This is a genomic window from Phenylobacterium hankyongense (assembly GCF_003254505.1).
Classification (GTDB): domain Bacteria; phylum Pseudomonadota; class Alphaproteobacteria; order Caulobacterales; family Caulobacteraceae; genus Phenylobacterium; species Phenylobacterium hankyongense.
On sequence record NZ_QFYP01000001.1, the window covers coordinates 1,777,472 to 1,792,197 of the forward strand.

17 protein-coding genes are annotated in these 14,726 nt (G+C 68.2%); 10 read left to right on the top strand and 7 right to left on the bottom strand.

The genetic code is table 11. From position 1 onward, the window contains the following. The first annotated feature begins 171 nt into the window (after positions 1–171). The gene (locus DJ021_RS08620; RefSeq protein WP_165837158.1) at positions 172–960 is read left to right on the top strand and encodes a class I SAM-dependent methyltransferase; all 789 of its coding nucleotides are present in this window, start codon (positions 172–174) and stop codon (positions 958–960) included. Positions 961–985: 25 nt separating this feature from the next. Here DJ021_RS08620 and DJ021_RS08625 read toward each other — a convergent pair whose 3' ends face one another. Together DJ021_RS08625 and DJ021_RS08630 are read right to left on the bottom strand one after the other, a co-directional pair. Beyond that, entirely contained in the window at positions 986–1,477 is a 492-nt protein-coding gene (locus DJ021_RS08625; RefSeq protein ID WP_111457158.1) for an SRPBCC family protein, read from the bottom strand. Further along, positions 1,458–1,820: an ArsR/SmtB family transcription factor gene (locus DJ021_RS08630; RefSeq protein ID WP_111457159.1), complete on the bottom strand. Its 363-nt coding sequence runs from the start codon at positions 1,818–1,820 to the stop codon at positions 1,458–1,460. Before DJ021_RS08630 ends, DJ021_RS08625 begins: the two co-directional genes overlap by 20 nt. 147 nt (positions 1,821–1,967) lie before the next feature. Between DJ021_RS08630 and DJ021_RS08635 the strand changes: the two genes are divergently transcribed. Beyond that, positions 1,968–2,312, top strand: a complete 345-nt coding sequence (locus tag DJ021_RS08635) for a hypothetical protein (protein WP_111457160.1) — start codon at positions 1,968–1,970, stop codon at positions 2,310–2,312. A gap of 71 nt (positions 2,313–2,383) precedes the next feature. On the opposite strand, the gene DJ021_RS08640 is transcribed toward DJ021_RS08635, so the two are convergent. After that, a complete protein-coding gene (locus tag DJ021_RS08640) occupies positions 2,384–2,755 on the bottom strand; it encodes a hypothetical protein (RefSeq protein WP_111457161.1) in 372 nt (123 codons plus the stop codon). A 214-nt stretch (positions 2,756–2,969) separates the two neighbouring features. Between DJ021_RS08640 and DJ021_RS08645 the strand changes: the two genes are divergently transcribed. The 4 genes from DJ021_RS08645 (at position 2,970) to DJ021_RS08660 (ending at position 8,242) form a co-directional block, all read left to right on the top strand. After that, positions 2,970–4,748, top strand: a complete 1,779-nt coding sequence (locus DJ021_RS08645) for an SLC13 family permease (protein ID WP_111457162.1) — start codon at positions 2,970–2,972, stop codon at positions 4,746–4,748. A gap of 269 nt (positions 4,749–5,017) precedes the next feature. After that, positions 5,018–6,883: a ribonucleoside-diphosphate reductase subunit alpha gene (locus DJ021_RS08650; protein WP_111457163.1), complete on the top strand. Its 1,866-nt coding sequence runs from the start codon at positions 5,018–5,020 to the stop codon at positions 6,881–6,883. Between the two features lie 253 nt (positions 6,884–7,136). Then, entirely contained in the window at positions 7,137–7,985 is an 849-nt protein-coding gene (locus tag DJ021_RS08655) for a lipid A-modifier LpxR family protein (RefSeq protein ID WP_133254973.1), read from the top strand. A 74-nt stretch (positions 7,986–8,059) separates the two neighbouring features. Continuing rightward, a complete protein-coding gene (locus tag DJ021_RS08660) occupies positions 8,060–8,242 on the top strand; it encodes a hypothetical protein (RefSeq protein WP_111457165.1) in 183 nt (60 codons plus the stop codon). Here DJ021_RS08660 and DJ021_RS08665 read toward each other — a convergent pair. Continuing rightward, positions 8,239–8,895: a glutathione S-transferase family protein gene (locus tag DJ021_RS08665; RefSeq protein WP_111457166.1), complete on the bottom strand. Its 657-nt coding sequence runs from the start codon at positions 8,893–8,895 to the stop codon at positions 8,239–8,241. The genes DJ021_RS08660 and DJ021_RS08665 overlap by 4 nt on opposite strands. Positions 8,896–9,065: 170 nt before the next feature. Between DJ021_RS08665 and DJ021_RS08670 the strand changes: the two genes are divergently transcribed. Next, positions 9,066–10,088 (top strand): ribonucleotide-diphosphate reductase subunit beta, encoded by a 1,023-nt coding sequence (locus DJ021_RS08670; RefSeq protein ID WP_424444191.1) that lies wholly within the window; start codon positions 9,066–9,068, stop codon positions 10,086–10,088. A 31-nt stretch (positions 10,089–10,119) separates the two neighbouring features. On the opposite strand, the gene DJ021_RS08675 is transcribed toward DJ021_RS08670, so the two are convergent. Then, complete coding sequence (locus DJ021_RS08675) at positions 10,120–10,473, bottom strand: glycine zipper 2TM domain-containing protein (RefSeq protein WP_165837159.1); 354 nt, start codon at positions 10,471–10,473, stop codon at positions 10,120–10,122. A gap of 163 nt (positions 10,474–10,636) precedes the next feature. Further along, complete coding sequence (locus tag DJ021_RS08680; protein WP_133254974.1) at positions 10,637–10,861, bottom strand: hypothetical protein; 225 nt, start codon at positions 10,859–10,861, stop codon at positions 10,637–10,639. Positions 10,862–11,041: 180 nt separating this feature from the next. On the opposite strand from DJ021_RS08680, the gene DJ021_RS08685 reads away from it, so the two are divergent. The 3 genes from DJ021_RS08685 (at position 11,042) to DJ021_RS18685 (ending at position 13,205) form a co-directional block, all read left to right on the top strand. After that, complete coding sequence (locus DJ021_RS08685; RefSeq protein WP_111457169.1) at positions 11,042–11,800, top strand: Crp/Fnr family transcriptional regulator; 759 nt, start codon at positions 11,042–11,044, stop codon at positions 11,798–11,800. A gap of 135 nt (positions 11,801–11,935) precedes the next feature. Further along, positions 11,936–12,760: an alpha/beta fold hydrolase gene (locus DJ021_RS08690; RefSeq protein WP_111457170.1), complete on the top strand. Its 825-nt coding sequence runs from the start codon at positions 11,936–11,938 to the stop codon at positions 12,758–12,760. A 163-nt stretch (positions 12,761–12,923) separates the two neighbouring features. After that, positions 12,924–13,205, top strand: a complete 282-nt coding sequence (locus DJ021_RS18685) for a hypothetical protein (protein ID WP_133254975.1) — start codon at positions 12,924–12,926, stop codon at positions 13,203–13,205. A gap of 497 nt (positions 13,206–13,702) precedes the next feature. On the opposite strand, the gene DJ021_RS08695 is transcribed toward DJ021_RS18685, so the two are convergent. Continuing rightward, the gene (locus DJ021_RS08695; RefSeq protein WP_111457171.1) at positions 13,703–14,722 is read right to left on the bottom strand and encodes a DUF4917 family protein; all 1,020 of its coding nucleotides are present in this window, start codon (positions 14,720–14,722) and stop codon (positions 13,703–13,705) included. Positions 14,723–14,726: the final 4 nt, after the last annotated feature.

Sequence of the window (14,726 nt, forward strand, 5' to 3'; positions counted from 1 at the left end):
AGGCCTGCGATGAGACCCGCGCGCACATAGCCGGGCCGCCACCTCGACCGCAAGCCGCAGCGCACCGCGCCGATGTCCGCCTGACCATGGCTTAGCCCCGCCCTGGCTTCCTTGACCGGCGTTAGGCCACAGCCCAAGCTCGGCCATAAGCAGCATTCCGGGGAGGGGGCATTGGGAACGGCGCAAGCACAGGGCGCGCTTTGGGGCGCGCGCGCTCGCGAGTGGGCGGATCTGCAGGAGGTCGCATTCGAGCCGCTCTATCGGCAGGCGTTGGAAGCCGCCGAGGTCCGCGACGGAAATTCGGTGCTGGATGTGGGCTGCGGCGCCGGGCTGGCGGTCGCCGTCGCGCGCGAGATGGGCGCAAAGGTCGCCGGTCTCGACGCCGCCGCCGACCTGATCGGCATCGCCAGGTCGCGCACGCCGGAGGCCGACCTGCGGGTCGGCGAGCTGGAGGAGCTGCCCTTCGCGGACGGTGCGTTCGACGTGGTGACCGGCTTCAACTCGTTTCAGTACGCCGCTGACCGCGTCAACGCCCTTCGCGAGGCGCGCCGCGTCATGCAGCCCGGCGGGCGCCTGGTGGCGGCGGTGTGGGGCGAGCCCGAGCAGTGCCAGATGAGCGGCTACCTGAAGGCGCTGGGATCCCTCATGCCGCCGCCCCCTCCAGGCGCGCCCGGTCCGTGGGCGCTCTCGCCGCCCGGCGCCCTGGAAGACCTCGCCAGCCAGGCTGACCTCCAGGCGGTGTCTTCCGGCGTCGCGACCTGCGTGTTCCGCTTCGGTGACGACGGCTCGGCTGTACGCGGGCTTCTCGCCGCAGGCCCCGCCGTCCGCGCCGTCCAGACCTCCGGCGAAGCCCCGGTCGCGAACGCCATCCTGGAGGCGATCGGGCCGTTCAGGACCGACGATGGCGGCTACGAGCTGTCCAACGCCTTCCGCTACATCGTGGCGCGAAGAACCAACTGAGGCCGAGGCCGGATCAGGCGATGCGTCACACCCTCGCGCCCAGGGTGATGAGCAGTTCATCCAACTGCTCGAACTGCTCGGGCATCGCGTCTTCCATGCCGACGAAAGCCTCGTCGAGCGCGTCCTTCGAGGGATAGAGTTCCTGCAGGACCAGCAGCGTCCTGCCGTCCTCTTCCTCGAAGGTCACCGTGGTGACGGCGGCGTCATCGCTTTCGTCATTGGTCCAGACCAGGCGCGAAGGCGGCGACACTTCGAGATACTTGCCGAAGAAGGCCATGGAGTCCGAGGCGTCGTGTCCGAACGCGATGCGATAGCCGCCGCCCGTGCGCACATCCATCTCGCAGGACAGCAGCGGGACGCCGCTCGACTTCGGCGCCCACCACAGCTTGAACAACTCGGGCTTGGTCCACGCGTCGAACACGAGGCGAACCGGGGCGTTGAAGGTGCGCGTCACGACGAGTTCGCGCTCGGACCTCCGTTCGACCGCCGTGCGGCCGCTACTCGCTCTGTCGCCCATCGGCTTCCTCCTTCCGTTTCAGGGCCTCGACGACGTCGTCCAGCGCGTCGAAGCGTGCGTTCCAGATCTGGCGGCGCCCTTCGATCCAGGCCGCCTCTTCCTCGATCCCGCGCAGGCCGAGCCTGCAGGTCCGCACGCGCCCGACCTTCTCCGTCGTGACCAGCCCCGCCCGCTCCAGGACGCCGACGTGCTTCTTCATGCCCGTGAGGGTCATGTGGAACGTCTCTGCAAGCTCCGTGATCGAAGCATCCGCACGCCCGAGCTGCTCCAGGACGCCGCGTCGCGTGGCGTCCGAGAGCGCGGCAAAGGAGGCGTCGAGGCGAGGCGCCGAAAACTGAACCATCTAGTTCAGTGTGTAGCGCGCGGATCGGCCTCATGCAAGGGGGCCGAGATCGGCCGCCCGCAGGGTGAATTCACGTGCGGATGGGGGGCCGCGGGTCCAGAATGGGCCGTCGGGAGGGATTGGCGAAGAGCGCCGCAGGAGCGAGCCATGTACGTCATTACACGTCGCTTCCAATCCATGAGCTCCGTGGCCGAGGCCGCTGCGCGGGCCGAGGCCGGACTTGCCCCGATGCTGGTCGCGGCCACCGGATTCAAAGGCTACCACATCATCGACGCCGGTGGTGGGGTGGGCCTGTCGGTGACCATGTTCGAGACCCGCGAGGACGCCGATCGCGTCAAAGACCGCGCCCTCGACTGGATCAGGCAGAACCTGTCCGACCTCTATCAGGGCGAGCCCGAGGTGACTGCCGGTGAGGTGATCTACTCCGCTCGGCCCGAAACGATGGGCGGACGGGAGGCGTCCTCCGTGCAGACCGAGGCCCGGCCCCATTAGCGATTGGCGGCCGAATTGCCGTGGGTCGAGCCCCTGCGGTCCAGCTTCTGAAGAACGGCTGCTGAGGGTGGTTAGCGGACGTTGGTCGAAGGCGAGACAGCCTTCCGAAGCTCCGAGAGCGCGTTATCGTCGAACCATCCCTTGAGGACGAACCCAACCTTCTTGCCACCTTGTCTCAGAATGAGTGCGGGGATGAACGGCATGTCTCCAGCTAAGCCATCTTCGATCTGAGTGCCCGATCTCGGTGCGCGCCACACGACGCGCCCGTAGCGGCTGAAGGTCACGAAATCGGCGTCGATAGATAAGCGGGCCGTGAAGTTGTAGCCGACAACGATCACCCCGAGCGCGATGCACCCGACCCCGTAGGGCCACTCGGTCGGGGCCAGCACGAGATCAACGGCGCCAATCCCGGCAATGGGTGCGCAGGCGGCGGCCAGCACCACCCACGCACTGATCCTTGGTTTGAACGTCTTCACCGGAAGAACCTGAGGGACGTTCCCAACGTCCGCAATGGGTCGTAAGCCGACCCAGGCCAACGCTCGCGAAGCGGACCCTCCAACCGTCGCGCCCCGCCCCGCCTCCCCGCCCTGAACCCCAACCGCGACCGTGCGTTGAACGTCTCAGCCGCCGCCGTCGGGGCCGGGCGTGAGGGATTTCATGACGCTGCAGCAGGCCCTGGCCTTCGGGCTGATCGGGCTGACCATCGCCTGCTTCATCTGGGGGCGGTTCCGCTATGACCTGATCTCGCTGGCCGCGCTGGTGGTTGCGGTGCTGCTGGGGCTGGTGCCGGCCAAGGCCGCCTTCTCCGGCTTCTCCAGCGACGTGGTGGTGATCATCGCCTGCGCCCTGGTGGTCAGCGCCGGCTTCGCCCGCTCCGGCCTCATCGAGGCGATCCTGCGGCCGATCACCCCGAAGCTGACGTCCGCCGCCACCCAGGTCCCGGTGTTCGTCGCCGCCGTCGCCCTGCTGTCGATGACCACCAAGAACGTCGGCGCGCTGGCCATCCTGATGCCGATCGCGCTGCAGGTCGCGCGGCGCACCGGCACCCCGCCGTCGAAGCTCCTGATGCCGATGTCGTTCGCCTCGCTGCTCGGCGGGCTGGTGACCCTGGTCGGCACCTCGCCGAACATCATCGTCAGCCAGGTGCGCCAGGACCTCTTCGGCAAGCCGTTCGGGATGTACGACTTCGCCCCCGTGGGGCTGAGCCTCACCGGCCTGGGCGTGGTCTTCCTGTGCTTCGCCTACCGCATCCTGCCGGCCTCGCGCGCGCCGGCTGAGACCATCGACGCGGCGCTGGCCGCCAATCCCTACGTCACCGAGGTCGAGGTCCCGCCGGACTGGAGCGCCGAGAAGCGCCGGGTCGGCGACCTGCACGCGCTGGCCGAGGGCGACGTCTCGGTGATGACCCTGCTGCGCGATGGCAAGCGCCGCAGCGCGCCGCACGCCAACACCCTGGTGCGGCCCGGCGACAAGTTGGTGCTGGAGGGCGAGCACCAGGCCCTCGACCAGCTGATCGCCCGCGCCAAGCTCAAGCTCACCCGCTCCGACCGGCCGGTGGCCATGGAGGAGCCCACCGAGGAGGTGCGGGTGGTGGAGGTCATCGTCAGTCCGGAATCCATGCTCACCGGCCAGTCGGCCCAGCGCGCCGACCTGCACGGCCAGCACGGCGTCAACCTGCTGGCGGTCAGCCGCAGCGGCTACCGGCTGAACCAGACGCTCAACAGCCTGCGCCTGCGGGCCGGCGACGTGATCATGGTGCAGGGCGGCGAGCGCACCCTGCCGGGCGCCCTGAAGACGCTCGGCCTGCTGCCGCTGGCGGAGCGGGAGGTGCGCCTGGGCGGCATCCGCCATGCGCTGGCGCCGGTCGCCATCCTCGCCGCCGCCATGCTCGCCATCGCCTTCCACCTGGCGCCGGTGGCGATCGCCTTCTTCGCCGCGGCGGTGGCCATGGTCGCCCTCGGCGGCCTGCGCATGCGCGAGGCCTACGCCGCCCTCGACGGGCCGGTGCTGGTGCTGATCGGGGCGCTGATTCCGGTGGGGGAGGCGATCCACACCACCGGCGGCGCGGACCTGGTGGCAGGCCTGCTGTCCCACGTCATGGGCGTGGCGCCGCCGCTGGTGGCGATGGGGGTGATGATGGCGCTGGCGATGATCAGCGCGCCGTTCATGCACAATGCCCCCACCGTGCTGGTGTTCGCGCCGATCGCGGCGGGGGTGGCCAAGCGGCTCGGCCTGCACGCCGACCCGTTCCTGATGGCGGTGGCGGTCGGCGCGGCCTGCGACTTCCTCACCCCCATCGGCCACCAGTGCAACACCCTGGTGATGGCGCCGGGCGGCTACCGATTCTCCGACTACCCGAGATTGGGCGCCCCGCTGTCGCTGCTCGTCCTGATTGTGGGGCCGCTACTGATCGCCGCGGTCTGGCCCCTGCGCTGAGCCCTTCCCATATAACGGAATGGTCACAGTCGCGTGAGCAGCCGAGGGCTGGGGACCGTTCAGCCTCCCGATCCGCCGAGGGCGGGGCAGGGCTGTTAAGGTCTCGTTAGCAAAAAAGCCTGGGGGCGGATGGTCGCCCCTCATTGACGACTCCTTAGCGCCTGTGGCCCCATATGTGGGTCATCGACGGGCCTGGCCCACAAGATGTAGTCAGGTGGAGCCTGGGGCCAGGGGGGCCTGAAGCTCCTGATAGTTATGGGTTTTGGGACATGAGCACCAGCGAAGCGGCGAAGGTTGGGGTTGCCGGCACGGCGGAGCGGGCCCAGGCGCGGCCTGAGCGGCCGCAGCTGCAGCTCGTTCGGAAGGTCGAGGTGGACCGCTCGCGCGACGCCATGCTGACCGACTTCGGCAAGACCACGCTCGAGGACCGCTACCTGCTGCCGGGCGAGTCCTACCAGGACATGTTCGCCCGGGTGGCCACGGCCTACGCCGACGACGCCGACCACGCCCAGCGGATCTACGACTACATCTCGAACCTGTGGTTCATGCCCGCCACGCCCGTGCTGTCGAACGGCGGCGCCGGCCGCGGCCTGCCGATCTCCTGCTTCCTGAACGCCGTGCCCGACAGCCTGGAAGGCATCCAGAGCGTCTGGAACGAGAACGTGGCGCTGGCCTCCAACGGCGGCGGCATCGGCACCTACTGGGGCGGCGTGCGCTCGATCGGCGAGAAGGTGAAGGGCGCGGGGCAGACCAGCGGCATCATCCCCTTCATCCGGGTGATGGACTCGCTGACCCTGGCGATCAGCCAGGGCTCGCTGCGCCGCGGCTCGGCGGCGGTCTACCTCGACATCCACCACCCGGAGATCGAGGAGTTCCTGGAGATCCGCAAACCCTCCGGCGACTTCAACCGCAAGTCCCTGAACCTGCACCACGGCATCTCGATCACCGACGCCTTCATGGAAGCCGTGCGCGACGGCGAGATGTTCGGCCTGCGCTCGCCGAAGACCGGCGACGTGGTCCGCGAGGTCGACGCCCGCTCGCTGTGGCAGAAGATCCTCGAGATCCGCCTGCAGACCGGCGAGCCCTACCTGATCTTCGCCGACACCGTGAACCGCGCCCTGCCGCAGCACCAGCGCGAGCTCGGCCTGAAGGTGCGCCAGTCGAACCTCTGCTCCGAGATCATGCTGCACACCGGCAAGGACCACCTGGGCGAGGAGCGGACCGCGGTCTGCTGCCTGTCCTCGGTCAACGCCGAGAAGTTCCTGGAGTGGCGCGACCACCCGACCTTCATCGAGGACGTCATGCGCTTCCTCGACAACGTGCTGCAGGACTTCATCGACCGCGCGCCGCCGGAGATGAAGAACGCCGTCTACGCCGCCCAGCGCGAGCGTTCGGTGGGCCTGGGCCTGATGGGCTTCCACACCTTCCTGCAGGCGCAGAACGTGCCGTTCGAGAGCGCGCTCGCCAAGTCCTGGAACATGCGGCTCTTCAAGACCCTGCGCCGCCAGTGCGACGCCGCCTCCCGCACCCTGGCCGCCGAGCGCGGGCCGTGCCCGGACGCCGCCGAGCGCGGGGTGATGGAGCGCTTCACCCACAAGCTGGCGATCGCGCCCACCGCCTCGATCTCGATCATCTGCGGCGGCGCCAGCGCCGGCATCGAGCCGATCCCGGCCAACATCTACAGCCACAAGACCCTGTCCGGCACCTTCGCCGTCAAGAACCCCTACCTGGAGCGCCTGCTCGACCAGACCGGCCACAACACCGCCGCGGTCTGGGACTCGATCCTGGAGAACGAGGGCTCGGTCCAGCACCTGGACTTCCTCAGCCAGGACGACAAGGACGTCTACAAGACCGCCTTCGAGATCGACCAGCGCTGGGTGGTCGAGCTGGCCGCCGACCGCACGCCGGACATCTGCCAGTCGCAGTCGGTGAACATCTTCCTGCCGGGCGATGTTGATAAGTGGGATCTGCACATGTTGCACTGGCAAGCGTGGGAGCGCGGCTGCAAGTCGCTCTACTACCTGCGCTCCAAGTCGGTGCAGCGGGCGGCCCACGCCGGCGGCGAAACCCAGGTCGCGGTGGACATGTCGGGCGCGGCGAAGACCGACTACGAGGAGTGCCTGGCCTGCCAATAGGCGGCCGGGGGCAAGCTCAATCGGGGCGATTTAAAGGCGGTTGAAGATTAGGCCGCGCTCGCCTGATACGGGAACAGTGCATTCAGGACCTCGCCAGTCTCGGTGCGCGATAGACACGCAACTACGCTGAATCAACGCCTCTTTCCCCATCGCCGCTAACCATCGGGAACCCGATTTCGTTTTGCGGCTTTGCTTATTCGTGGAAGTCTAACTGTTGAACCGCACGTCCACGATGCGGGTGGGAGAGACGTAGATGCGGCGGGTGGCTATGCTGGCCATCGTCCTGGGATGTGGCGCGGGGACCTCGGTCGCCGCCCAAACCTTCATGCCCCCAACCCTCACGCCCAGATCCTCCGCCTCGGCCCTGGCCGACGCCGCCTTCGCGCCCCGGTCCCCGGTGGTCGGCGACGACGAGATCGGCCGGCTGCTGGACCGCGAGACCTATGTGGCGGGCGAGGGCCTGGCGCGCTGGAACTCCGGCGAGGTGCAGCTCTCCAATCGCCCGGACGGTCCGGTGGATTCCCTGCGCGTCGGCGTCGGCGGCCCCATGCTGACCCCCGGCGGCCTGCCGTTCAGCCCCGACCGCGCCGAGTTCGCGCCCCGCGCCTACGAGGTGACCGTGGTCCGCGACTGGCCGGGCGCGGTGTCCTTCGCCACCGACCGCTTCGGCGTCGACCTGTCGCCGCACGCCGGGGTCGGCATGACCTCCAGCGGGACCTCCGCCGAGGCCGGCGCCCGGCTGGAGCTCAGCCGCCGCCTCGACGACACCGCCAAGCGCAAGCTGCAGTCCATGGGCGTGCGCGACGGCGCCAGCTTCGGCGACCAGGGCCGCTGGTACCTGTTCGCCGCCGCCAGCGGCCGCGCCGTCGGCCTGAACATGCTGCGCAACGACGGGGCCTGGGACCGCGCCGGCTGGACCACCGATCCCACCTCGACCCTGGTCGGCGACGCCCAGGTCGGCGTCGGCTGGCGCAAGGGCATCGTGCAGACCTCGCTCGGCTACATGCACCGCGAGGTGAAGGGCCAGCACATGGTGTTCGGCCAGGACACCCGACAGGACTCGATGGTCGCCTTCACCCTGTCGATCAAGCCCCGGCGCTGATCAGCGATGCGCTGAGCGCCCGATTGCCGACCGAATCGCATGGTCTGGCGGGGCTGCGACAGAGGAGGCTTCATATGCGCAAGGCGTTCACCCTCATCACGGCGGCCGGCCTGGCCCTGCTGACCGCCGCCTGCGGCCACAACATCGAGCAGCGCGCCGCCACCGGCGCCATAGCCGGGGCCGTGGTGGCCGGCCCGGTCGGCGCGGCGGTGGGCGCCGGCGTCGGCGTGGTGGTCAGCAAGACCAAGGGCCGTTAGCCCTCCCAGCCCTCCGTGAACGGGAACCGCTGCGCCCACAGGTCGCCGAGCCGCGGCTCGGCGTCGACCCGCCGCACGACCTCGCCCAGCCGCGGCGCCGCTACGTAGAAGCCCTTGCGCCGCGGCCCCCAGCGCGACACCACGGTCACGTAGAGGTCGAGCGCCGAGATCTCTTCGCCCAGCAGGAACCGCCCGGCCGGCTCGGCCTGCGCCTCCATCATCCGCCAGCAGTGCTCGATCCGCGCCGCCGTCCGCTCGCGCAGCACCGCCTCGTGGGCCTGGTCCGCCGCCAGCCGGGTGATGTCGTCGCGCACCCAGTAGAGCGAATAGATCTGCGCCGACACATAGCTCATCCAGCGCAGGAACCGCGGCCGCAGCGGGCTGTCCACGCCCGGCGCCAGGCCCGCGGCCGGATGGCTGTCGGCCAGCCAGGTGAGGATCGCCGCGCTCTCGGTCATCAGCTCGCCCGACGGCAGCGCCAGGGCCGGCACCTGCCGCATCGGATTGACCCGCGCCATCGCCTCGGCGGCGGCCTCATCGGCCCAGGTCTGCCGCTCGACGACCTCGTAGGGCGCGCCGATCAGCGTCAGCGCCGCCTCCACCGCCACCGACCCGGACCCCGCCGCGCCGTAGACCACATAGCCGCCGCCCATCGTTGTCCCCAACCTGTTCACAACATCTTGGGTACCTGCGCCAACTTGGCGCTAGATGTTGAACCGTTCGCTGGTAACCTTAGATCGTCGTTCCACAGCATCCTCGATTCCGTCCCTTGAGGGAAAGTTCCGTGACCGCCTCGCCTCCGACCCGTTCCAGCCTCCGCGCCCTGCCGGGCCTGCTCACGCCCTCGATGGCCTACAAGCCGTTCCGCTATCCGTGGGCCTACGAGTTCTGGAAGAAGCAGCAGCAGGTCCACTGGATGCCGGAGGAGATCCCGCTCGGCGAGGACCTCAAGGACTGGGCGACCAACCTCAACGACCATGAGCGCAACCTGCTCACCCAGATCTTCCGCTTCTTCACCCAGTCGGACGTCGAGGTGAACGACAACTACATGGAGCGCTACGCCCGCGTCTTCAAACCGACCGAAGTGAAGATGATGCTGGCGGCGTTCTCCAACATGGAGACCATCCACATCGCCGCCTACGCCCTGCTGCTCGAGACCATCGGCATGCCGGACGCCGAGTTCACGGCCTTCCTCGACTACCAGGCCATGCGCGACAAGCACGACTACATGCAGAAGTTCGGGGTCGACACCGACGCCGACATCGCCCGCACGCTCGCCATGTTCGGCGGCTTCACCGAGGGCCTGCAGCTGTTCGCCAGCTTCGCCATGCTGATGAACTTCCCGCGCCACAACAAGATGAAGGGCATGGGCCAGATCGTCTCCTGGTCGGTGCGCGACGAGAGCCTGCACTGCGAGGGCATCATCAAGCTCTACCACGCCTTCAACAAGGAGACCGGCGCGGTCACCAAGTCGGTCGCCGACGACATCGTCGACTGCTGCAAGACGGTGGTGGGTCTGGAGGACAAGTTCATCGACCTGGCCTTCGAGGCCGGCGAGGTGCAGGGCATGACCCCCGACGACATCAAGAAGTACATCCGCTTCATCGCCGACTGGCGCCTGCGCCAGCTGAACCTGCCGGAAGTCTACGGCGCCAAGGAGAACCCGCTGCCCTGGCTGCAGTCGATGCTGTCGGGCGTCGAGCACGCCAACTTCTTCGAGGCCCGCTCGACCGAATACTCCAAGGCCGCCACCCGCGGGAAATGGGACGGCGACGCCGGCGTCTGGTCGGAGTTCGACAAGATGCGGCTGCGCAAGGCCGAGACCGCGCCGCCGCCGGCGGACTGACGAGAGCCCGCCGGCGTCCGGCTAGGCCGCCTCAGCGGCGGATCGGATTGCCGCGCTCGTCGTAATAGACGTGACCCGAGGAGCGGCCGTCGCGCGAGCTGGCGTACCGCGTGTGGCTGCGCTGATAGGAGCTGTGGCGGGTGTAGCTGCTGCCGCAGCCGCTCTTGGCGATCTGGTGGCCGACGACCGCGCCGCCGATGCCGCCGATGACCGCGCCGCCGCCGCCGCGCGAGATCGAGTTGCCCAGCAGGGCCCCGCCGACCGCGCCCAGCGCCGTGCCGGTGTTCGCACGGCCCCGGCACGAGGCGCTCGCCCCGGTCGGGCCCGCGATCAGCGGCAGGGCGATGAGGGCGACCATGGCCGCCGAGCTGAGTGTCTTGCGCATGATGATTTCCTGACCTCTATGGCCTAGCTAGATAACGCGGGCGGCTGTGTCGGGTTGCAGACCCACGTTCTCCGGCGCCGCTGTGAGCCCTGTAGATCGCCCCGCGCGCCTGAACCGGCCCTGAACGCCGGCCCCCGGAGTCCGCGACGCCGGGGCTTCGGGTTCAGTCCGCGGTGGGCGTGGTGCGCATCAGGCGCGCGAGCGTCGCCTGGTCGGATCCGTCCTCGGCCAGCGCCCGCCACTCGGCCGCCATCGTCAGCCAGTGCGCCTGCAGGGCCGTGTCGACGCACTCGGCCGCGCTCTGTTCGCAGGTCTCCGCCCTCTCGATGCAGCACGCCCGGGACATCATCCGCCAAGGCTGCGCGCCCGCGCCGGATCCCACGCTCACCCAGATCAGCCCCGGGCGGTAAATTCCGCCCCGGACCCCATTGAAAGGATTGGCGTTATTTTAATCCCAAGCTTGGCGGCCCAACATGGATCAGGATGGCGTCGCCGGCGGGCGTCGAACGGAAGAAATCCCCGGCTCATGCGTTAGGGGGTCAGGCGGCGCCCGCGACCGGAAGGTAAGATGCGAAATCCCTGGACGATGAAGATGGAGCAGTTCACCGCCTTTTCGGACATGGAAAGGCGGCGGCTGGACGAGCTGATCCGCGCCCGGCAGGACCAGCACGCGCCGAAGGACGACATCATCGCCGACGGGGCCCACTCCGGCCTCTGTCACGTGGTGCTGTCGGGCCTGGCGTGCCGCTACAAGCTTCTCCCCGACGGCGGCCGCCAGATCATGGCCTTCCTGATCCCCGGCGATCTCTGCGACGCGGAGATCTTCATCCTCAAGGTCATGGATCATGGCGTGGCGGCCATCACCCCGACCGTCACCGCCCTGATCCCGGCCGACGACATGAAGGCGCTGCTGCGGGAGACCAGCAGCCTCGGCGAGGCGCTCTGGTGGGGCACGATGACCGACCTCGGCGTCCTGCGCGAGCGGATCGTCGACGAGGGCCGGCGCGACGCCTATGTCCGGATCGCCCACCTGTTCTACGAGATGCTGGTGCGCTACCGGATGGTGGAGCTGACCGACGGCGACAGCTTCGAGTTCCCGATCACCCAGACCGACCTCGCCGACGCCACCGGCCTGACGCCGGCGCACGCCAACCGGACGCTGCAGAAGCTGCGGGCCGACCGCCTGATCGAGCTCTCCGGCGGGGTGCTGACCGTCCTCGATCCCGCCCGCCTCAAGCAGGCCGCGCATTTCAACGGCGAGTATCTGCACCTCGACCGCGTCCATGACCGCGCCTCCGTCGGCCAGCGGGCAGGAGACCTGGTCTAGCCGCCGAAATTTTCACGGCCGGCCGCCGGGAAAGCGCGGCGGCGTGTCCGCGCGCACTGCGCCGCCCGCGCGGCGGGCGATGATGGCTGGCGGCCGCCCGCCGCTCACCCGACGACGCAGACAGGAGGCCCCGACATGCCGACCCTCACCACCCCCGACGGCGTCGAGATCTTCTACAAGGACTGGGGCCGGGGCCAGCCCATCGTGTTCAGCCACGGCTGGCCGCTGTCGGCGGACGACTGGGACGCGCAGATGATGTTCTTCGTCCTGCAGGGCTACCGCGTCATCGCCCACGACCGCCGCGGCCACGGCCGCTCCAGCCAGGTCGCCGACGGCCACGACATGGACCACTACGCCGACGATCTCGCCGCCCTGACCGCCCATCTCGACCTCAGGGACGCCGTCCACGTCGGCCATTCCACCGGCGGCGGGGAGGTCGCCCACTATCTCGGCCGCCACGGCGAGAGCCGGGTGGCGAAGGCGGTGCTGATCAGCGCGGTGCCGCCGCTGATGGTCCAGACCGCGGCCAATCCCGGCGGCCTGCCCAAGGCGGTGTTCGACGGCTTCCAGGCCCAGCTCGCCGCCAACCGCTCGCAGTTCTATCGCGAGGTCGCCGCCGGCCCGTTCTACGGCTTCAACCGGCCCGGCGCGCAGCCGTCGCAGGCGGTGATCGACAACTGGTGGCGCCAGGGCATGATGGGCGGCGCCAAGGCGCACTACGACGGCATCGTGGCGTTCTCGCAGACCGACTTCACCGACGACCTCAGGAAGATCACCGTCCCGGCGCTGGTGATGCACGGCGAGGACGACCAGATCGTGCCCTACGCCGACTCCGCGCCGCTGTCGGCGAAGCTGCTGAAGAACGGCGCCCTGAAGTCCTACCCGGGCTTCCCGCACGGCATGCCGACCACCAACGCGGAGACCATCAACGCCGACCTGCTGGCCTTCATCCGCTCGTAGCCAGGCCGGACGGGTAACCGATCGAGCCTGTCCGCCCGGCGCTGGACTGCTTGATCTTGGCACGGCCCTATGGGCGCTATGCCACGGACGTTTGGATTGGGCGATCTGACGAGGCGTCAGTCCTCACCAGAGGATTGTGACGCTGTGGGGAAAGCGGGCGGTCATGACAAATTTCCTGCTGCTCGTCCTTGAGGGCATTGTTGTCGTCACATCTGCAGCAATTCTTTGGAGCAGGCGGGGGCGGCACAAGACGCATAACCGACTTGTGGATATGGGGGTCAGCGTATCCATCCCGATGTTCGTGATATTGTTCTTTCTCGTCGCGCTTGCGGGCGGCGGACCAATCTGGTCGATGATCGGAGGGTTGCTTGGCCCACTATCCGTCACATCTGCGCTGACGCCATTTGCGCTCACCAGGTATTATCTGGAGCGAATGAGGAAGTAATATTCCGCGCCCCCAGGGTGCGGATCACCATCGCCCATCCACCGCCCTCGCGGGAGCATCGTCAGATGCCTCCCCGCCATTGATCTCCTGGTCAGCCACGAGCCTGCCGGCCTCGGCAAGTCAAGGACGGCGGCGCCGGCCGCCGCCGCGCCGCGGCGCGCACGCCGTGCGCGTCCTTGAGTTGCCGAGGCCGGCAGGCAGACTCGCCGCCATGAGATCCATGCCGAGGTCCGTCCCGACGAACGGGATCGGACGGAAGCCTATCCCCTGTCGCGGGGCGGTTTCATCGGCCAGCAATCAGCGCTGTAAGCACCCGCCGCATGTCTTCATGCTGCGGACTGTCCTTTGGCACGCTCCACCAAGTGTTATGCACGTGCCAATCGAGCCGCGCTCCGCGCAACCTGCGGCGGAAGGCCTTCGGATCGATCCCTGCGGATTTCGCCATGTCCACGGCGGTAACAAGCATCCTCTGACCATAGCTCGAACTCGGTTCTGCGCTAGACGTCCCGTCCGCCGCGTCGTGGCTGCAGAACGCCGTCGGGTGCCCAGATCGGGCATTCGGCGGTGTTGAATAACCGAAGGTATAAGGGCGGCTGGCCGGCGCACTTCCGCTTCTCGGCCCACGCCGCCGCTAGTTCATTTGCCCGGGCACCGCCATCGAGAGGCTTGTATACGCCGATGTAGACGGCCGCGGTGCCGGCACCAATTGCGTCGGTGATATGTTCGTCCACCTTGCTGAGGCTATGCCCGACGGTGAACAGCGCCGCTTCCGGATCGTCGAGGTGTTTGGCGAAGCGCTTGTTTACCTTTCTGAGATACGGATTTGCGCGGATGCTGTGCCGCTTCTCGGCGGAGGTCCCTTCAGACACAAACACCGGAAAATTGCCCCGCGCGATGTGAAGGCGCACCTGTCGCGGAAGATCGAGACCTTCCTGCCAGAGCAGCTTGTACTGCCGCATTATCGGCTTCAGACGCCCGATGTTCTCCTCGAAATGGTGCAGCGCGCCGTGGAGGTAGAACACGAAGGTCGTGTCCAAGAGGCCCTCGTGCCAAATGCCATCGTTGTCGAACCCGTCGTAGAGCTTCAGGCGGGTCTGACGCTGCATCAGCACCCAATAGAGGAATAGGTCGTAGTTCGTGGTGAATACCCGGCCACGGCGAGGCTCGCGCACCCTTCCCGCAAAAGCCTCCAAAAACTGCCCGCAACTCTCACAGTCGGCTGGGCTTAGGAAACCGCGTCGGGGGTGAACCCGTCCGATAGCGGCCACAAGGCCCTTTCGGATTCTGATGCGATCTTCAGCGCTCTCCGCTGCCTCAAGAGCAGCCTCGAAGTTGGTGCCATGGCCGGCAAATAGTGGCTCTAGCGCGGCATCTCCCCGAACAGCCTCATCGTACAATCGATCGTAGGCGAAGCTTCGATGCTTGCTGATGCTAAAGCCATTGCCGAGCAGCAAGTGCCGTCGCTTGGCCTCCGTTTGCGCCTTTGCCTCGTCGAAGCTGATCCACTCCGGCTCCATGCGG

Bases quoted from the DNA above. Each gene is read 5' to 3' on its own strand.
- DJ021_RS08625 (WP_111457158.1), bottom strand. From the start codon at position 1,477: ATGGGCGACAGAGCGAGTAGCGGCCGCACGGCGGTCGAACGGAGGTCC.
- DJ021_RS08630 (WP_111457159.1), bottom strand. From the start codon at position 1,820: ATGGTTCAGTTTTCGGCGCCTCGCCTCGACGCCTCCTTTGCCGCGCTC.
- DJ021_RS08635 (WP_111457160.1), top strand. From the start codon at position 1,968: ATGTACGTCATTACACGTCGCTTCCAATCCATGAGCTCCGTGGCCGAG.
- DJ021_RS08645 (WP_111457162.1), top strand. From the start codon at position 2,970: ATGACGCTGCAGCAGGCCCTGGCCTTCGGGCTGATCGGGCTGACCATC.
- DJ021_RS08650 (WP_111457163.1), top strand. From the start codon at position 5,018: ATGAGCACCAGCGAAGCGGCGAAGGTTGGGGTTGCCGGCACGGCGGAG.
- DJ021_RS08655 (WP_133254973.1), top strand. From the start codon at position 7,137: ATGCGGCGGGTGGCTATGCTGGCCATCGTCCTGGGATGTGGCGCGGGG.
- DJ021_RS08660 (WP_111457165.1), top strand. From the start codon at position 8,060: ATGCGCAAGGCGTTCACCCTCATCACGGCGGCCGGCCTGGCCCTGCTG.
- DJ021_RS08665 (WP_111457166.1), bottom strand. From the start codon at position 8,895: ATGGGCGGCGGCTATGTGGTCTACGGCGCGGCGGGGTCCGGGTCGGTG.
- DJ021_RS08675 (WP_165837159.1), bottom strand. From the start codon at position 10,473: ATGCGCAAGACACTCAGCTCGGCGGCCATGGTCGCCCTCATCGCCCTG.
- DJ021_RS08685 (WP_111457169.1), top strand. From the start codon at position 11,042: ATGCGAAATCCCTGGACGATGAAGATGGAGCAGTTCACCGCCTTTTCG.
- DJ021_RS08690 (WP_111457170.1), top strand. From the start codon at position 11,936: ATGCCGACCCTCACCACCCCCGACGGCGTCGAGATCTTCTACAAGGAC.
- DJ021_RS18685 (WP_133254975.1), top strand. From the start codon at position 12,924: ATGACAAATTTCCTGCTGCTCGTCCTTGAGGGCATTGTTGTCGTCACA.
- DJ021_RS08695 (WP_111457171.1), bottom strand. From the start codon at position 14,722: ATGGAGCCGGAGTGGATCAGCTTCGACGAGGCAAAGGCGCAAACGGAG.